The organism is Marinococcus halophilus, assembly GCF_900166605.1.
Classification (GTDB): domain Bacteria; phylum Bacillota; class Bacilli; order Bacillales; family Marinococcaceae; genus Marinococcus; species Marinococcus halophilus.
The window spans coordinates 1,790,739-1,807,737 of record NZ_FVZD01000006.1 but is presented as its reverse complement, the minus strand read 5'-3'; the positions used below and the strand labels follow the sequence as shown (position 1 = coordinate 1,807,737).

The window sequence follows — 16,999 nt, the reverse complement described above, 5'->3', positions numbered from 1 at the left end:
TGCAGCAAATCAAGATATATAGAGGCCAGTTTATCTTTTTTTGTTATGGAGAGGTCTGCTTAAATCCCCGAGATCTGTAACTTCTTTGTTATTGCCTTCTCGTATTTCTTTGCGATACTTATCAAGACGTGCTTGTTTTTCATCCAGCTCGGCCAGTACTTTTGGACAATCTGTACTATTTTTCTTTTTCATTTCAAGCCCCTCTTTCTAAAAGTTATCATTTAAATTAGTATGTTAGATTTTTATTTCTTTTACAATAGGTATTTAGATGAAATGTGGTTTATATGTTTAAAAATGGTAAATTATAAGCGTGAACATAAAAATGAAGAAATTAATGGAAGGCCACGGCCCCCTAAACAGTTTGTGGTGCTCACGTTCGTTTATCAGGACAAAAGAAAGCAGCGCCCCAACTAAAATTAGGGACGCTGCCTGATTTTTAACTGCTTTGCTGGGTTTCACGATCATCATCAAGCACGGTTTCTGCAATGTTTACAGCATGGTCGCCGATACGCTCTAAATTGCTCAGCATATCAACAAAAACGATGCCCGCAGAGCCGGAGCACTGTCCTTCATTGAGACGTATAATGTGCTTTTTGCGCAGTTGCCGTTCCATTCGGTCAATGTCTTCTTCCTGAGTCAGTACCCGCCCGGCGATTTCCCGGTCGTCCTTCTCGAGTGCTTCAATGGACCGGGAAAATGTGCTTGTGGTTAATTCGTACATCTCATTTAAGTCCTTGTAGGCTTCCGGCGAAAGTGTCACTTTATTCGATACCTGGTAATCAACGAGTTCCATTAAGTTTTCCACGTGGTCGCTCACGCGTTCAATGTCGCGCGTAGTATCCATTAGAACAGAATGCTGGCGTGAGCTTTCAGAAGAAAGAGATCTTGAAGAAATACCTGTTAAATAATTAGTAATGTTTTTGTCCAGGTTATTGACGGCTTCTTCGTAGCGGACGATTTTTTCCGCAGCCTTTTTATTTTGGGTCCCTACATACGTTTCGCTCTGCTTCAGCCCTTTTTCTGCATACTCAGCCATACGGAGTGTTTCCAGCTTCGCCTGGTCGAGGGCGATGGATGGCGACTGTTGAATAAAGAGCGGGTCAAGGTGCTTTGTTTGATAATCTATCTCCTCTTCGCGGCTTGGCACCAGCTTAGTGACAATGTACGCCAGGATTCCGACAAAAGGCAGCTGAATCAATACGTTGGCCAGGTTAAATATACCGTGGGCAAACGCGATTGTCATGGGCGGATTCAGCTGCAGGGCGCCCTGAAGATAGCTGATAAAGGCGGTGTATGGAACGAGCAGTATCAGCACAATTGCTGCCCCGAGCATGTTGAAGATCACGTGCACCATCGCTGCCCGCTTGGCCGCCACCGAAGCTCCGATGGCCGCAATTACTGCGGTTATGGTGGTTCCGATATTGTCACCAAACAGGATTGGCAGGGCAGCTTCTAGCGGAATGGCCCCCTGGCTGAACAGCTCCTGAAGCAGGCCGATTGTTGCTGAAGAACTTTGCAGGCCGACGGTAAAGAGGACGCCGACAAGGACACCAAGCAACGGATTTTCACTCATACTGATGGTTAAGTCGTTAAAGGCCGGAAGATTCTCTAAGGGCGCTACTCCTTCGCCCATCAAAGTTAAGCCATAAAACAAGGCACCAAAGCCAAACAAGGTCTGGCCAATGTTGTTCGTTTTTTTATTTTTAAAGAAAAAGATCAGTACTGTTCCTAGAAATAGAATCGGAAGAGCGTAAGCTTCCAAATCAATTCCGATAATAAAAGCCGTCACCGTAGTACCGATGTTTGCTCCCATAATGACACCGATGGCCTGCCGCAGTGTCATAAATCCTGCGCTGACCAGCCCTACAGTTAAAACAGTGGTGCTTGAACTCGACTGAATAAGAATCGTAACTACCGCACCTGTGAGCACACCTAAAAACGGGTTGCTCGTAAATTTATCCAACAGGTTCCGGAGTCCGTCACCGGCAATCTTCTGCAGGCCATCCCCCATAAACTTGATACCAAACAGAAAGATTCCTAAGCCACCGAGAAATGTAAACAAAAGCGATTGTATATCCAAAACAATGATTCCTCCCCTTGAAGTCTATCGAACACGGGACACTGCAATACCCTCTATAGTTTTAAAGGATAATCACCTGTAATGTAAATAAAGGAATTATTAAGATTTTGTAAAGGCGGGGAGGGGGAGCATATGAAACATGCTTCAGCAATGATTACGGGGAAAACAATGTTTTACTAGTAAGCTGAACGGTGCGAAGAAACACCAATATTATAAAATTCCCAGTCAGCTTTTAATGGTTGGACGTCAAGAAGAAAACGAATAAAAACCCCTTGCATGGCAAAAGGATGCAAGCACGGAACAATGCTTCTATATCTTTATGCATAGCTACCCATAGTTCATCAGCATATAAAAACAAACTCTCCGGCGTCCCTAAGATAATTCCGTTTTCACGTAATTCGCCAGAAATGCGGATTTTTGATGCAGCTGTCAATACTTCCGGAATAAATGCAGCATCCATTCCTTCCACAGGCATTGCCATTTTGTCGTCTGGAAGAGAAGAGGTGATGCAGTATGTGCCATCAAAGAAGCGTTTAAGTTTTGGATCTGCATTAAGTGCAGGAGCGGCAAGTGCAATATAGGCAACGTAATTCAGGGTTTTCGGCAAAGAATGGCTTGTTTATTGAAAAACATAAAAACGAAGCAGAATGCTGACAAAACTTTTGAGAGGTTGATAGTTAATAGCGGATTGATTTTTATATTCATGTATAGATTTTTTCAGCAAATAAAAATATACTATAAAAATTCCGCTATAGACCAGGCGCTAACACAGCACTAAGAGGAAAGGAAAAGCACACATAATTTCAAATGAATGTATTAAATTTATTTGTAAGGGTTTACATATAGAGATGATTTAATTACAATAAGTATATATTACGAAAGCGCTTACTCTATTTTCGGGAGGTTCACACATGGAAAAAATCAAAGTAGGGTTTTTAGGCTCGGGCTTCATTGCTTCTGTGCACGGTTCTATCCTGCAGGAGGATGAACGAGTAGAAATTACTGGAGTCGCAGATATTGTGCTGGATAATGCCAGAAAATTAGCGGGCTCTCTTGAAGGAAATGTTCAGGCCGTCGAAACGCTGGACGAATTGATCAGCTTAGGGGTCGACACGGTATATGTAACTACGCCAAATACAACACATGTAGAGCCCGTTATTAAATGCCTCGAAGAAGGATTGAATGTGTTTAGTGAAAAGCCGATGGCTGTAACCGAGGAAGGCGCGGAAAAGATTCGGGCAGCGGCAAAAGGATCGAAGGGGATTTACAATTTAGGAATGAACCGCCGGTACGCAAATACCTATAAAAAGGTAAAGGAGTGGATTGAGGCAGGAGAGCTGGACCCTTATCTCGGGCAGTTCAAGCTTAACCGCGGTGAGCTGCTCAAGCCGGCTTGGACGGCAGACTCAAACAAAACAGGCGGCTTCCTGTATGAAACGACGATTCATCAAATCGACCTGCTGCCGTATTTTTTCGGGCCGGTAAAAACCGTTCGCTGTGAGGCGAGACAGAACATCTCTGATAATGAATTTGATGATTTTGCCGTGCTGGTAACGTTTGAAAATGGCAGTATTGCCACACTTGTATCTTCTGCCCATTCGGGCTGGAGCTTCCCATTTGAAGCAGTCGAAATTTACGGAAAATATTCTACAGCTACAACCGCAGAGCTTGAGACGGTGCGCCTGTCCCCCGGACTGGAGCAGCAAATGATAGCCGAGGATTACACGCAGGTTCCTTTTTATGAAAAGGGCGGATACATTGAAGAGGACAGATTGTTTGTTGACGCGCTGGTTAATAAAACAGCCCCTCCTGTGGATGTTGATGACGCTTATCAATTAACTATGCTTATCAATGCTATTTATGAAAGCGCCAGAACGGGCGAAGAAATAGATTTTTCGAGCCGGATAAAAGCTCTAAAGGAAGCATAATTTTTTAATATTTACTTAAGCGCTTAAGTAAATTAAAGGGAGTATATACATTAAACAGCAGCTCCCGGCACAAAGAGAATACATGGAGGTGGAGAAAAAGTGGGAGAAGAAAAGAAAACGATTAATGTTGGCATGGTGGGCTACAAAATGATGGGGAGGGCGCACAGCCATGCATACCGGGACGTCCCTTTCTATTTTGACAGCCCGGTAACACCGAAACTGGACACGATCGTTGGGAGGGACTCCTCGAGAGTTGGGCCGGCCGCTGAAAAGATGGGCTGGGCCCGGCATGCGACAGATTGGCGTTCCCTCGTCGACCGAAGCGATATTGATTTAGTTGATATTGTGACCCCGAATGATACTCACAGTGAGATTGCCATTGCGGCAGCGGAAGCCGGGAAGCATGTACTCTGCGAAAAACCGCTGGCCTTGTCCGTAGAAGAAGCGGTCCGGATGCGCGATGCAGTAAAGAAAAACAATGTCACTCATATGCTCTGCCATAATTACCGGTTTGCGCCGGCAGTTCAATTTGCCAAACAGCTGATTGACAGCGGAAAACTTGGGCGTATTTATCACATCCGTGCCACGTTTTTGCAGGATTGGCTGATGGATCCAAACTACCCGCTCACCTGGCGCATGCAGAAAAATATTTCAGGCTCGGGTACGCTTGGTGATCTTGGGGCCCATATTATTGACCTTGCCAGATTTCTGGTGGGCGAATTTGATGAAGTGGCTGGAATGATGAAGACCTTTATTAAAGAGCGTCCGCTTGGGGACACCGTGCACAATCTCCAGACAGAAATTCGTGAGGGCGAATGGGGCGAAGTAACGGTAGATGACGCTTCCGCTTTTCTTGCCACCTTCCAAAACGGGGCGATGGGAACATTTGAAGCTTCCCGCTTCAGCCGGGGCAACCGTGCGGGCAACCGCTTTGAAATTAACGGAGAAAAAGGCTCCATCCGCTGGGACATGGAAAACATGAACAATTTGGAGGTTTACTTTGAAGAAGACGAAGCCGGGCTGCAGGGATTTAAAACGATAAACTGCACGGAAGCAGCACACCCGTTTGCGGGGAATTATTGGCCGGCAGCCCATATCCTCGGATATGAACATACCTTCGTCAATTTAATAGCTTCTCTAATGGACAATATTTCAGCGGGAGTAAGCGCTGCACCAAACTTTGAAGATGGGGTTATGAACCAGGCTGTCCTGGAGGCGGTTGAACGTTCCGTGAATAAAAGGGGATGGATCTCTATCTCTGAAATTTATAAACCCGAGGGCGTGGAAATTAATTAAAGGAGGACATGCAATGGCACAGCAGGATGTACGAGTAGCAGTGTTAGGTCTTGGAAGACTGGGGATGTTTCACGCAAGCAACATGATGAATAAAGTAAAGGGGGCAGAGCTCACGCTGATTTGCGACCCGATTGCCGAGCATGCAGAAAGAGCTGCCGACCAGCTTGGGGTGCCTGCGTGGACCGCGCACCCGGAAGACGTGTTCCAAAACCCGAACATTGACGCGGTCGTTATTGTGACACCGACGAGCACGCATGCAGAAATGATTAAAAAGGCAGCGGCGCACGGCAAACAGATATTTGTGGAAAAGCCGCTCACCTCCACGATTGAAGAAGCAGATGAGGTCATTGATGTGGTGAAACAAGCAGACGTCATCTGCCAGGTGGGCTTTATGCGCCGGTATGACCCGGGATACTTTGATGCCAAACAGCGGATTGATGCCGGGGAAATTGGCAGGCCGATGTATTTTAAAGGATTCACCCGCGACAGCGGTTCTCCTCCGGCCTCCTTTATCAAAAACAGCGGCGGTATCTTTCTGGACTGCTCGATTCATGATTATGATATCGCCCGGTATTTAATGAGCTCGGAAATTTCCTCGGTGTCCGGTCACGGACGGATTTTGATGAATCCATTCATGGAAGAATACAACGATGTCGACCAGGCCATTACGTACCTGGAGTTTGAAAACGGCGGGGCGGGTGATGTGGAAGCAAGCCGGAACTCCCCGTACGGCCACGACATCCGCGCCGAAATTATTGGAACGGAAGGGGCCATTTTTGTGGGCTCCCTGCGGAACAGCGACGTCACGGTTCAAAGCAGCACAGGCAGCAATCATGAGATTGTACCGAATTTCCAGATGCGGTTCCGGGAAGCATATGTGCAGGAGCTGGAACAATTTATCAAATGTGTCAAAGGCGAAGAGCAGCCGCGGGTGACATCCGTGGATTCGAAAATCAACATGCAGGTAGCGCTCGCTGCCACCCGTTCCTATATGAATAACGGAAAGCGGATCAATATGCAGGAGCTGTACCAGGACAAAGTATACGTGCTGTAAAGGATAGAAGAGGGGGGAAAGACAATGCTGTATGGTTTAAACGGTTCTACGACGGATCAATGCACTTTGGAGGAAGATATTCTGGTTGCAGAGCATGCAGGCTACGATGTGGTAGAGCTTAGAACGTATAAGCTCGAAGCATTTTTAAAGCATCGCACACTCGATGAGCTGAATAAGCTTTTCGAACAGTCATCCGTTAAGGCAGACGCCATTAATGCCATCGAATTCTTTAACCTGAAAAAGGGAGAAGAACGGGAGCAGGTGTTAAAAGACACGGAAAAATGGTGCCGGATCGCCCAGGCTGCTGGTTCCTCGTACGTTATTGCTGTACCGAGCCCAAGGCCGCCGGAGGTTTCAAACGAAGAAATTGTAAAAGACAGCGTACAGATGCTTCAGGAAATGAGCGATATTGGCCGTAAATATCAGGTAAACATTGCACTTGAATTTATAGGCATCGAAAATTTTTCGATTAAAACTATGGAAGCTGCTAAAGAAATTATGGATGAAGTGGACCGTGAGAATCTAGGCCTCGTACTGGACGTTTTTCACTTTTATACTGGCGGTTCCTCTCTGGATGCTATCGGCCACATACCGACGGAAAAAATATTTGTGTTTCACATTAATGATGCAGAGCATGCAAAAATCGAAGAGCTTGAAGACAAAGACCGCATTTTTCCAGGCCTTGGCGTCATTCCATTACAAGAAATTGGTAAAAGAATACAAAAAACAGGGCCTATACGTATGGTCGGCCTGGAGCTGTTTCGGCCCGATTACTGGGAAATGGAAAAATACCGCTTAGGAGAGCGGTCCTACCAGTATGTAAAAGAGGCATCGGACAAAATGTTTGCATAAAGATCAGATAATTCTCACAAGTTGCTTTCAACAGTCAGGGGTATGCTGGCGGTTTATAAACTTCTTTCTCGAAATGACGAAAACAAAGACTCATATTGAGCCTATTTCCTTTGAGGAAAGAAAGGAGGAAGGAAGGGAGCATCATTCCCTTCTTACATTTGAATGAAAAACAGCCAAAGATTTTATATTGTTTCAGTGGCGCTCGTTGCTTCGCTGGGCGGACTGCTTTTCGGGTATGACACAGCAGTTATTGCCGGAGCAGAACAATCAGTGCAGCTATATCTGGTAGACAGCTTAGGGCTTGGATCACTGGTTCATGGTTTGACTGTCTCAAGCGCACTTGCAGGTTGTATTATCGGGGCCTTGATATCAGGATTGATCGCAAACAGTATCGGCCGGCGGAATACGTTGATCATTGCCGCGACTTTGTTTGCTTTATCAGCCCTGGGCTCTGCTTATCCGGAGTTGTTCTTTTTCACCCGGGGAGAGCCGACATTATCTTTGTTAATTACATTTAACCTTTACCGTATTCTCGGTGGTATTGGTGTAGGTCTTGCCTCAGCGATCGCACCGGTATACATCAGTGAAATGAGCCCCCAGCATATCCGGGGCAAGCTCGTTGTTTTGTACAACATGGCTGTCGTTTTCGGACAGACTGTAGTTTATATCGTCAACTGGGGAATCGTGCGGGGGCAGTCAAGCGCATGGGTTGATGACACTGGCTGGAGACTGATGTTCGCCTCGGAGCTTGTGCCGGCAGCGCTGTTTTTCTTACTACTGTTGTTTATTCCGGAAACGCCAAGATACCTGGCACTTAAAAATGCAGATACCCAGGCATATAACGTACTGGAAAAATTACAGGGGTCCAAGGAAGCCGCAAGCCGTACACTTTCAAGCATCCAGGAATCACTTAATACCAAAACCCAGAAGGTTAATTTGTTTTACTATGGAAAATTAGTTCTGGCTGTAGGCTTTACCATTGCCGTTTTGCAGCAGTTTATCGGCATCAACATCATCCTTTACTATGCTCCGCGTATTTTTGAAAGCCTCGGTGCCGGACAGTCTGCTTCAATGCTGCAAACTATATTAGTGGGGGCTATCGGCGTCGTTGTTTCCTTAATTGCTATTCGCCTGATTGACAGAAACGGCAGGAAATTTCTGCTTTTGCTCGGATCAGCGGGCTGTGCGATTTGTTTGTTCACTGTAGCGACACTATTTTTCTCAGGCGTCTATGGGGTCGCGACGCTCATATTCATCTTAGGATTTGTCGCCTTTTTCCAAATGACCTGGGGGGCTGTTACCTGGGTAATGCTTTCAGAAATATTTCCAAACAAAATCAGAGGCCAGGCTATGTCTTTAGCGGTGACGCTCCTCTGGGGTGCTAACCTGACAGCTTCAGCTACCTTCCCGCCGCTGAATGCAGCTTTTGGTGTCGGCTCGTTTATGATTTACGGTGCCGTCAGCACATTCGCCTTCTTCTTTATATGGAAATTCGTTCCTGAAACGAAAAATAAATCGCTCGAAGAAATTGAACAGATTTGGTTCGATCGAAAATCGAAAAGCGAGCAGGCAAAATCAGATAAGCAGGTGAAGTCGTCATAAAGTCATAAAAATAACTATGATTCATTGGAAAGACTGAAATAATGCTTCAGGCAAAAGAAAAAACCAATTTGAAAAGCCGGAGGTCCTCCGGCTTTTCGTAATAGAAAATATTGGGAAGAGAAGCCTGCGGCTGCCAGGGCATAAGTGTGGAGTAATTGTATATCTAATATTTATTTGTTTATAATAAACCGTCAATAAATCTAAACAGTGAAGGAAAGAAGGAAATAAAAAACTGGGAAAGAGGAGAAAAATGAAACCAACCATATACGATGTGGCAGAGCGGGCGGGGGTTTCGATTGCTACGGTTTCAAAAGTAATCAACGATAAAGCTGATGTAGGACAGAAAACGAAAAAACGGATACTGAAAATCATTGAAGAGGTAGGTTATCACCCGAGCATGGTAGCTTCCGCACTCACAGGAAAGCACACGCATACCATCGGACTGGTGATCCCGGACATTGCGAATCCTTTTTTCGCGGAGCTGGCGAGAAGTGTTGAAGACACGGGGCACGCAAACGGGTACAGCGTAGTCATATGCAACACCGATAATGATCCGGAGAAAGAAGTTCAATACCTGTGGTGGCTGAACCAAAAAAAGGTGGACGGGGTAGTTTTAGGCACGGGGATGCACAATATGAAAGCACTCAAGGAATTCATGGAGCAGAACATTCCCGTAGTGCTTGTGTCCCGGGACATTCCGACTCTCTCAGTCAGTACTGTATTGGTGGATGACTTTCGCGGCGGTTATGTAGCTGCCCAGCATTTGCTGGAGCTGAACCACCGAAAAGCTCTTTTGCTGGTCGGGGATTTAGATAATTCAAGTGAGCAGAATCGGTTGAAAGGATTTTGTGCAGCTTTCGAGGAAGCAGAAACAGATAAAGATAATATTAAAATTATTGAAGGATTAATGACGACCCAGCAGGCAGCGCAAGCTGTCAAAGACGCTTTGGAAAAAGACAGTACGGTCAGCTCAGCATTTGCCTTAACGGATTTTCTGGCTATCGGCGGCATCCAGGGCGCGAGGGAAGCAGGAAAAAATGTACCGGAGCATTTTTCTGTAGTAGGCTTTGACGATACGTTCATCGCCGTTCTAAGCTATCCCCCGCTGACTACGATTTCACAGCCAATTGTGGAAATGGGGGAAATTGTTACCCAGACGCTTGTAGATCAGATTAAAGGAAAAAAACAATCCAGCCGCACGATTATTTTAACGCCGGACATTAAAATACGAAAGACTACAGCGAATAATACAATGAGCATGCAGGAGCCAGCGCAATGAAAAACCTCTTTAAATTCCCTGCGTACTTCCAATAAAAAGCAATGCCGGTCCGGGAAAGGAGAGGCATTGCTTTTTCTGCTTGCACGAATTATTGTTTACTGATTTCAGCTTTCTGTATTTCTTCTTTTGTTTGCTCGACCAGAGTCTCACTCATATTGGCCATGGCTCCGGTATGCTGGTTGTAGCTGAAAAAGATGGCAGGAAGCGGAAAAGAAGCATCTTTTGTTTCAGCCCATACCTCCTCGATTTCCTCCGGTAGTTCATAAAACCCGACAGCCCAAACGTCAGAAAGCACATGATAATGGCTTTCTCGTAGGTTCACGCTTTTTCCGCCTTCAAATAATTGTTTCCTCGTATAGTGCCGTTCTACCAATGTCCCGTCCTTTTGCAGCATCACTGCCCGATACTTGGTTTCTTCCATAATAGCCGCCCTTCTTTCTGCCCGATAAAATATTGTTTGAATTCTAAGCTTCCTGTTCCCGGCAGAAAGCAAAAATAAAAGTACAAGAGGAGAATGGCAGAAGGCTTAAGCATGTATGTTTTTAGAGGGATCCAGGCAGGAATGGAAGTGGTTATCCGCTACACCGTTGGCCCGGTGTATGTAAGTTACTATATCTGGCCCCTTCGAGATTACTTAACTATTGAAGGGATTAGTATTTATTCTTCAGTGATATTTTTAAAAATACGGGTAGAAGAAAGTTTTGTACTTATTAAGTTTGATTCCAGGGTATATAAGGTAAAGACTGTTAAATTATAGAGGTTTTTTGAACATTAGCATGTTTGGCTGAAAAATTGGTTTCATGAAAAATCCCGGAAGCGGGGAGAAAAGAGGAGATAACGGTGGCTGTACGTAAACCAATTTCCGGCGAAGACCAGCAATCAGCAGTAGTCATCGTCGATAATGGAGGAGTAGAAGAAAGAATCAATCTTCTCGTTTTAAGTATTAAAGCCATTAGAGCATTGGCAAAAGACAGCGGCTTAAAGATTAAAGCAACGAAAAAGCAGGATATGGTTAATGAAATCCTAAATCAGGCGGCCGGATCTAAGCTGACAGTTCAAAATAAGAAACCAGGTATTACAGAAGAAGAGCCTGCCAGCCAAAAAAATAAAGAAAACTACGCCGGGGTCATTATTACGAATAAAGAGGGAAATGAAGAAGAGGTTAACCTTTACTCCATGGAAAAGCAGGCTGTAAAAAAATTGGCGGTAGACAGTGGGCTGCAAGTAACAGCGGAAAATAAAAACGGGATGATTGAGGAAATTATGAAGCAGGTTAGTGAAGCGTATCAAGGAACGGAGAAAACGCCCGCTGAAAATAATAACGAAGACCCGAATGAACACACACTGCCAGAAAATAAAGCACCGGCCTCCTCCTCGTTTCTATCAGAAGCTGCACAGAAAACGCTCGTCCATGATATTACACGTAGCATAGCCTTGGAATGGAAGGATGAAATGTACACAGAGGTCAAAGAAGAACTCAAGCAGCAAGTGAAAAACGATGTTATGCAAAATGCCTGGGAGGATTTAGTTAGAGAAATTAAAGAAAGCGCCGGGGATAACAGCATAACCGGGGAAAAATTTTTATCCATTAAACCTCGTGCGGACAGATAGAGGCTTAAAAGAATTATTCAAGTTCGAACAGTAAAGAAAGGGGCAAACATAATGACTGATAAAAAAGATAAAGTTACCTACGGACTAATGGCAGCCGGAAGTTTGATCGGAGGCGCTATTCCGATGGTCACAAAAGGAATGAAAAAGAAAGATGGTCAGGACGAGTCTTTGGAAGAATCGGAAAAGGAGAAAAACAATTCGTCGGAGGATGAAAATAAAAGTGGGGGCACAGCTTCCTTATTGAAAAAACCACTTAAAAAAGCTGGGGAAACGAAAGACGGCGTAAAGCAGAACGTAGAAAAATCGAAAGCAAAACTTTCCGGCACATCAGGTTCGTCTTCAGAGAAGAAAGATAAAGGACAGGTGCCTAAAAAAGCAAGAATGGTTTCTAAAAAAGAAGGCAGGCCACAATTAAAGAACGCAGAAAGTACGACAAATCATGCCTCCAAAGAAAAATCGTCGCCTTCTAAAAAGAAAAAATCAAAACAGAACGGCCCTCGGCTTACTGAAGTGATGGACAGCGTTAATGCATTTTTCGAAAACTATGTAGCCGAACCAAAGCGTATTACTTCCACAGAAGAAAAGAACGGGCTGTGGCATGTAAAAATCGAAGTGCTGAACAATGACGGCAGAAAAACGAAAGTAGAAACATACGAAGCCACCGTGGATGAAGAACTAGAGGTTACTTCATATAAACAGGTATAATGAATTTACAGTTGCATAGTAGTTGAATAGAATTGGCTCCCTGCAGGCTTCTAAGAAGAAAAGCCTGCAGGGATTTTTAATATTGCCGGCTGCAGCCGGGCGTAAAAATTAATGAATTTACCCTGTAATTGAAAAATTTAAAAGTAATTTTCTCTTTATGCTGCAGATAATGTTACGTAAAAACGTGCTTTTTGTAATAAACGCGTAATATTTAAAACGCATTTTGTTTAGTAATGAGTGGAAATACGGTTTTTTTTCGGCAAATACACGTACGAAGACCCAACATTTTTACATAATATGAAAAACTATTAAGGTTAGATTACAACTAAATTAATGTTATTGCCATTTGTACTTTTTCAAGGCATAATCGGTAGCGTTGTGTTTGAGAGAAAGCACAGAAAAAGTAAACGACGGTAAGACGACCTGGCAATCCATGCAGTGTTGGCACAAAGACAAGTAAACATATAGGCAAACTTTTCAATGGACTTCGTCATCAGGGCGAATAACAATATTATGATCACAAAGGATGAATTATTTATGATGAAAAAAACACTATTCGGTACAGCAATTACAGCAGGCGTCGTATTCGGAGCACCACAGGCAGCAGACGCATCCATCAGCGACCACGGTTCGATGTCCTACGGTGACGTTAACTCCTCTGTAGCAGAGCTTCAAGACACGTTGAAAGAAAAAGGCTACTTCCACGGCTATACTGGTTCTACATTCGGACCTAGAACGCTCAGCGCCGTGAAAGACTTTCAGGAAGCTAACGATATTTCTTCTCCAGCAGGCGACTACTTCGGCGTAGCTGGCCCGCAAACTCAGGCAGCACTTGGCGGATCTTCTGATTCTTCTGAGGAAGAAGTAGCAGGAGCATCAACTTCCGAGTCTTCCGACAGCAGCAGTGAAGGTGAAACCATGACAATGGAAGCTACGGCGTATACAGCTGAATGTGCAGGCTGCAGCGGCATTACTGCAACTGGCGTTAACCTGAACAACGATCGTGACGCTAACGTCATCGCTGTTGACCCGGATGTAATCCCACTCGGTTCCACAGTGAAAATCGAAGGTATGGGCACGTATGAAGCAGCGGACACAGGCGGTGCCATCAATGATGACCGCATTGACATTCACGTACCAACGAAATCCGATGCATTCGCATTCGGCCGTCAGGACGTTGAAGTAACAGTAGTCGACTAATTACCATAAAAGAAGCTAGCCGGAACTGGGAAGCATTTCCCGGTTCCGGTTTTTTTAGTGCAAAAAAGATCATAGAGGCCCTTATTATGGTATTGATTGTTTTTCTGAGGTAATAAACGGTTATTATAGTAACAATAATGATTTTAATCTGGACTTAATAATGATAATCTATATTTGGTGAAAAATTACTGAAAAAGATGCCTCCCTGACGTGAATAAAATACCGGCGGAAGATTTCCGCTAAACGGAGACGTCTTTTTCTATTATGTAGGGAGTATGAAAGATAATGAATAAACCACAGGGAGAAAAAGACATCATTTTAATCGGGGCCGGGATTATGAGTGCAACGTTAGGTGCACTGCTAAAAGAGCTGTCCCCTGACTGGAACATTAAAGTATTTGAAAAACTGGAGAAACCGGGAGAGGAAAGCTCCAATGTATGGAACAACGCAGGGACCGGGCACGCGGCGTTATGTGAATTAAATTACACAAAAGAGCAGCCCGATGGGTCTGTTGATATCAGTAAGGCAATCAGTATCAATGAAAAGTTTCAGGTATCCAAGCAGTTTTGGTCTTATCTGGTAAAACGTGATCTGCTTCAAAACCCGCGTGAATTCATCATGCCTCTGCCCCACATCAGTTATGTGCGCGGTGACCATAACGTTTCCTTTTTACGGAAACGTTACGAAAAAATGTCGGCACACCCGTTGTTTTCGGGAATGGAATTTTCCGAAAATCCAGAAGTGCTTGAAAAGTGGATGCCGCTAATGATGAAAGACCGGAAAATTCAGGAGCCGATAGCTGCTTCTAAAATTGAAGATGGAACAGACGTGAACTTCGGCTCATTAACAAGTCAGCTGTTTAACCATTTGGAAAAGAATAATGTAGAAATGAAGTATAACCATGACGTAGATGATATTACGAGAAATGAAGACGGCACGTGGGAAGTAAAGGTGCGCAATCATCAAAAAGAAACTCTGGAGTTGCACGAGGCGGATTTTGTATTCATCGGCGGCGGCGGTGGCAGCCTGCATCTGCTGCAAAAATCCGGTATATCAGAAGGAAAAGGCATTGGTGGTTTTCCGGTAAGCGGCCAGTTTATGGTCTGTCAGGACCCGGACGTGGTATCCAAACATTTCGGAAAAGTGTATGGCAAAGCTCCCGTCGGAGCACCGCCAATGTCTGTACCGCATCTGGATACCAGATATATTAATAACCAGGAAACGCTTTTGTTCGGGCCGTTTGCCGGTTTCTCGCCAAAGTTTTTAAAGACTGGATCGCTAATGGATTTACTGGGTTCTGTCAAACCAGATAATTTGTTTACGATGATGGCTGCGGGTCTCAAAAATATTCCGTTGACTAAGTATTTAATCAAGGAAGTAATGCTTTCGAAGGAGCAGCGGATGGAAGAACTAAGAGAATTTGTTCCGAGTGCGAAAACAGAGGATTGGGAGCCGCTTGTAGCCGGACAGCGGGTGCAGGTCATTAAAGACACGGAAGAAGGAAAAGGCACGCTGCAATTCGGAACAGAGGTCATCAATGCGGAAGATGGATCTATAGCAGCCCTTCTCGGAGCGTCGCCAGGCGCATCTACAGCAGTATCCATTATGCTCGAAATCATTGAGAAATGCTTCCCGCAATATCTCGATACATGGGAGCCGAAACTAAAAGAAATGATCCCTTCGTACGGCATAAACCTTTCAGAGCAACCAGAAATGATCGAAGAAATTCACAAATCCACCGAAGACACGCTTGGGTTGAAGAACCAGAAACAGCCGCAAATGACGTAAAGTTGAATCTGGTCAATACCAAAAGCCTTTTCTCAGTTTGAATAGCTGAGAAAAGGCTTTTTTGGTTTAAGGCCGGTAGTATGGAAAGTAAAGAAAAAAGCTAATATGTATTAAAAAAATCCCAGTAATGATAGAACGTAATTAATAAAGTGAGGAGAGTATAGATCAACGCAGCAAAAAAGAGCACCGAAAACCGGAGGCCGCTGCGAGACTTTGTCTCCATTCTAATCCCAGCATCTCCCTGGGTCTGCATACGAACGTGCTCCAATGAAAAACTGCCGGAAGAAGTAAACCAGCCTATCACAATCACCGCAGCCAGGCCGGTGAGAAACGAAAATTCAATGAAAGCAGCAGAAAAAAGAAGGCAGCGAGTCAGTTGAGAGCAATAATGACAGCCAGTGCCAGCAAGCCGGAAAGCATTTTCTTCACAACGAATTCTCCTTAATTTTTACACAGAATAGAATTCTTTATAATATTTTTAAGAAATATAAATTATTAAATACTATAAATGTTCAAATAAAATTTCATGATTTCCAAAAAGAAATTCTAGACTGATCAGGGCTACTATCATGAATCATAATGGGTAATTAAGCACCGGAAAAAAGTAACTGGAAATAGGCAATAATATACCGGAATTTTAAATGCCCGTTTGATACGATTTAATATATAACATAAAGAGAAAATGATAAAGGAGGGAGAGAAAAAAGGATGAATAAATCCACAGCGTTTTTATTGGTAGTCTCTGTTGTCGCCATTTCCTTCGCAGCAATATTTGTAAAATGGTCCGATGCTCCGGCTGCCGTTTTAAGCATGTACCGCATGTATCTTGCTAGCCTGTTTTTATTGCCGTTTGTCTGGCTGAATAGGCACGACGTCAAAAACATTAACAAACAGGAATGGGTACTGTTTATTTTTTCGGGTATTTTTCTTGGTATGCATTTTGCGCTCTGGTTTGGGTCGTTAAAGCTGACTACAGTAGCAAGCTCTACTATTATTTTAGCCCTGCAACCAGTAGTGGCTTTAGCTGGAGGCTTTTTGATTTATAAGGAGAAAGTCAGCGTACCGCAGTTAGTCACGATCAGCCTGTCGATGCTGGGGGTAGTAGTTATTGGCCTGGGAGACCTGGGGCGAAGCAGCAGTACCGCATTGCTTGGCAATCTGCTCTCTTTTTTAAGCGTAATAGCGGTTGTTGTATACCTGCTCATTGGCCAGCGTGTAGTAAAAAAGGTCTCCCACTGGCTGTACAGCTTTATTGTATTCTTTGTGGCCGGCGTTTCCCTACACGTTTTTAACGCAGTTTCCGGAATTTCGATACGTGGATACGGAGCAGAAGAATGGCAAATATTTGTCCTTCTTGCCATCCTTCCGACGATTGCCCACGTCATTTACAATCATTTGCTGAACTTCATTAACACCTCTACTATTTCGATGACCATTTTAGGAGAACCAGTCGGGGCCACCATTCTGGCTTTTTTCATTCTCGGGGAAAAAGTCGTTGCCCTCCAGGTTTTGGGCGGACTAGTTGTGCTGTTCGGTGTTGGGCTATTTTTAATTCAGCAGCGAAAAGCTTATCAGCTGTAGAACAATAAAATCCCGGCAGTCTG

General features: G+C 44.3%; 15 protein-coding genes. 11 read left to right on the top strand and 4 right to left on the bottom strand.

The features are described 5' to 3' along the window. Nucleotides 1-30: 30 nt before the first annotated feature. From B5066_RS16855 to B5066_RS15195, 3 genes are all read right to left on the bottom strand, one after another. Complete coding sequence (locus tag B5066_RS16855) at nt 31-192, bottom strand: hypothetical protein (RefSeq protein ID WP_158219059.1); 162 nt, start codon at nt 190-192, stop codon at nt 31-33. Nucleotides 193-436: 244 nt separating this feature from the next. Continuing rightward, a complete protein-coding gene (locus B5066_RS15200) occupies nt 437-2,080 on the bottom strand; it encodes a Na/Pi cotransporter family protein (protein WP_425320084.1) in 1,644 nt (547 codons plus the stop codon). A 232-nt stretch (nt 2,081-2,312) separates the two neighbouring features. Continuing rightward, the gene (locus B5066_RS15195; protein WP_079476744.1) at nt 2,313-2,687 is read right to left on the bottom strand and encodes a hypothetical protein; all 375 of its coding nucleotides are present in this window, start codon (nt 2,685-2,687) and stop codon (nt 2,313-2,315) included. 304 nt (nt 2,688-2,991) lie between these two features. On the opposite strand from B5066_RS15195, the gene B5066_RS15190 reads away from it, so the two are divergent. The 6 genes from B5066_RS15190 to B5066_RS15165 all read left to right on the top strand — a co-directional run bounded on the left by B5066_RS15190 (nt 2,992) and on the right by B5066_RS15165 (nt 10,091). Beyond that, a complete protein-coding gene (locus B5066_RS15190; protein WP_079476743.1) occupies nt 2,992-4,008 on the top strand; it encodes a Gfo/Idh/MocA family protein in 1,017 nt (338 codons plus the stop codon). Nucleotides 4,009-4,107: 99 nt separating this feature from the next. Beyond that, entirely contained in the window at nt 4,108-5,304 is a 1,197-nt protein-coding gene (locus tag B5066_RS15185; RefSeq protein WP_425320083.1) for a Gfo/Idh/MocA family protein, read from the top strand. 13 nt (nt 5,305-5,317) lie between these two features. Continuing rightward, entirely contained in the window at nt 5,318-6,358 is a 1,041-nt protein-coding gene (locus tag B5066_RS15180; RefSeq protein WP_079476742.1) for a Gfo/Idh/MocA family oxidoreductase, read from the top strand. Between the two features lie 24 nt (nt 6,359-6,382). Then, nucleotides 6,383-7,210, top strand: a complete 828-nt coding sequence (locus tag B5066_RS15175) for a sugar phosphate isomerase/epimerase family protein (protein ID WP_079476741.1) — start codon at nt 6,383-6,385, stop codon at nt 7,208-7,210. A 162-nt stretch (nt 7,211-7,372) separates the two neighbouring features. Continuing rightward, a complete protein-coding gene (locus B5066_RS15170) occupies nt 7,373-8,812 on the top strand; it encodes a sugar porter family MFS transporter (protein WP_079476740.1) in 1,440 nt (479 codons plus the stop codon). 250 nt (nt 8,813-9,062) lie between these two features. Next, nucleotides 9,063-10,091, top strand: a complete 1,029-nt coding sequence (locus tag B5066_RS15165; RefSeq protein WP_079476739.1) for a LacI family DNA-binding transcriptional regulator — start codon at nt 9,063-9,065, stop codon at nt 10,089-10,091. 88 nt (nt 10,092-10,179) lie between these two features. Here the strand turns inward: B5066_RS15165 and B5066_RS15160 are convergent, their stop codons facing one another. After that, nucleotides 10,180-10,512, bottom strand: coding sequence for a hypothetical protein (locus B5066_RS15160; RefSeq protein WP_079476738.1), 333 nt, complete (start codon nt 10,510-10,512; stop codon nt 10,180-10,182). A gap of 419 nt (nt 10,513-10,931) precedes the next feature. Between B5066_RS15160 and B5066_RS15150 the strand changes: the two genes are divergently transcribed. The 5 genes from B5066_RS15150 (at nt 10,932) to B5066_RS15130 (ending at nt 16,976) form a co-directional block, all read left to right on the top strand. Further along, a complete protein-coding gene (locus B5066_RS15150; RefSeq protein WP_079476736.1) occupies nt 10,932-11,702 on the top strand; it encodes a hypothetical protein in 771 nt (256 codons plus the stop codon). 51 nt (nt 11,703-11,753) lie between these two features. Continuing rightward, nucleotides 11,754-12,407: a hypothetical protein gene (locus B5066_RS15145; protein ID WP_079476735.1), complete on the top strand. Its 654-nt coding sequence runs from the start codon at nt 11,754-11,756 to the stop codon at nt 12,405-12,407. A 537-nt stretch (nt 12,408-12,944) separates the two neighbouring features. Further along, the gene (locus tag B5066_RS15140) at nt 12,945-13,607 is read left to right on the top strand and encodes a 3D domain-containing protein (RefSeq protein WP_158219216.1); all 663 of its coding nucleotides are present in this window, start codon (nt 12,945-12,947) and stop codon (nt 13,605-13,607) included. Between the two features lie 285 nt (nt 13,608-13,892). Continuing rightward, nucleotides 13,893-15,395, top strand: coding sequence for a malate dehydrogenase (quinone) (gene mqo, locus B5066_RS15135; protein ID WP_079476733.1), 1,503 nt, complete (start codon nt 13,893-13,895; stop codon nt 15,393-15,395). Nucleotides 15,396-16,103: 708 nt separating this feature from the next. Further along, nucleotides 16,104-16,976, top strand: a complete 873-nt coding sequence (locus B5066_RS15130; RefSeq protein ID WP_079476732.1) for a DMT family transporter — start codon at nt 16,104-16,106, stop codon at nt 16,974-16,976. Nucleotides 16,977-16,999: the final 23 nt, after the last annotated feature.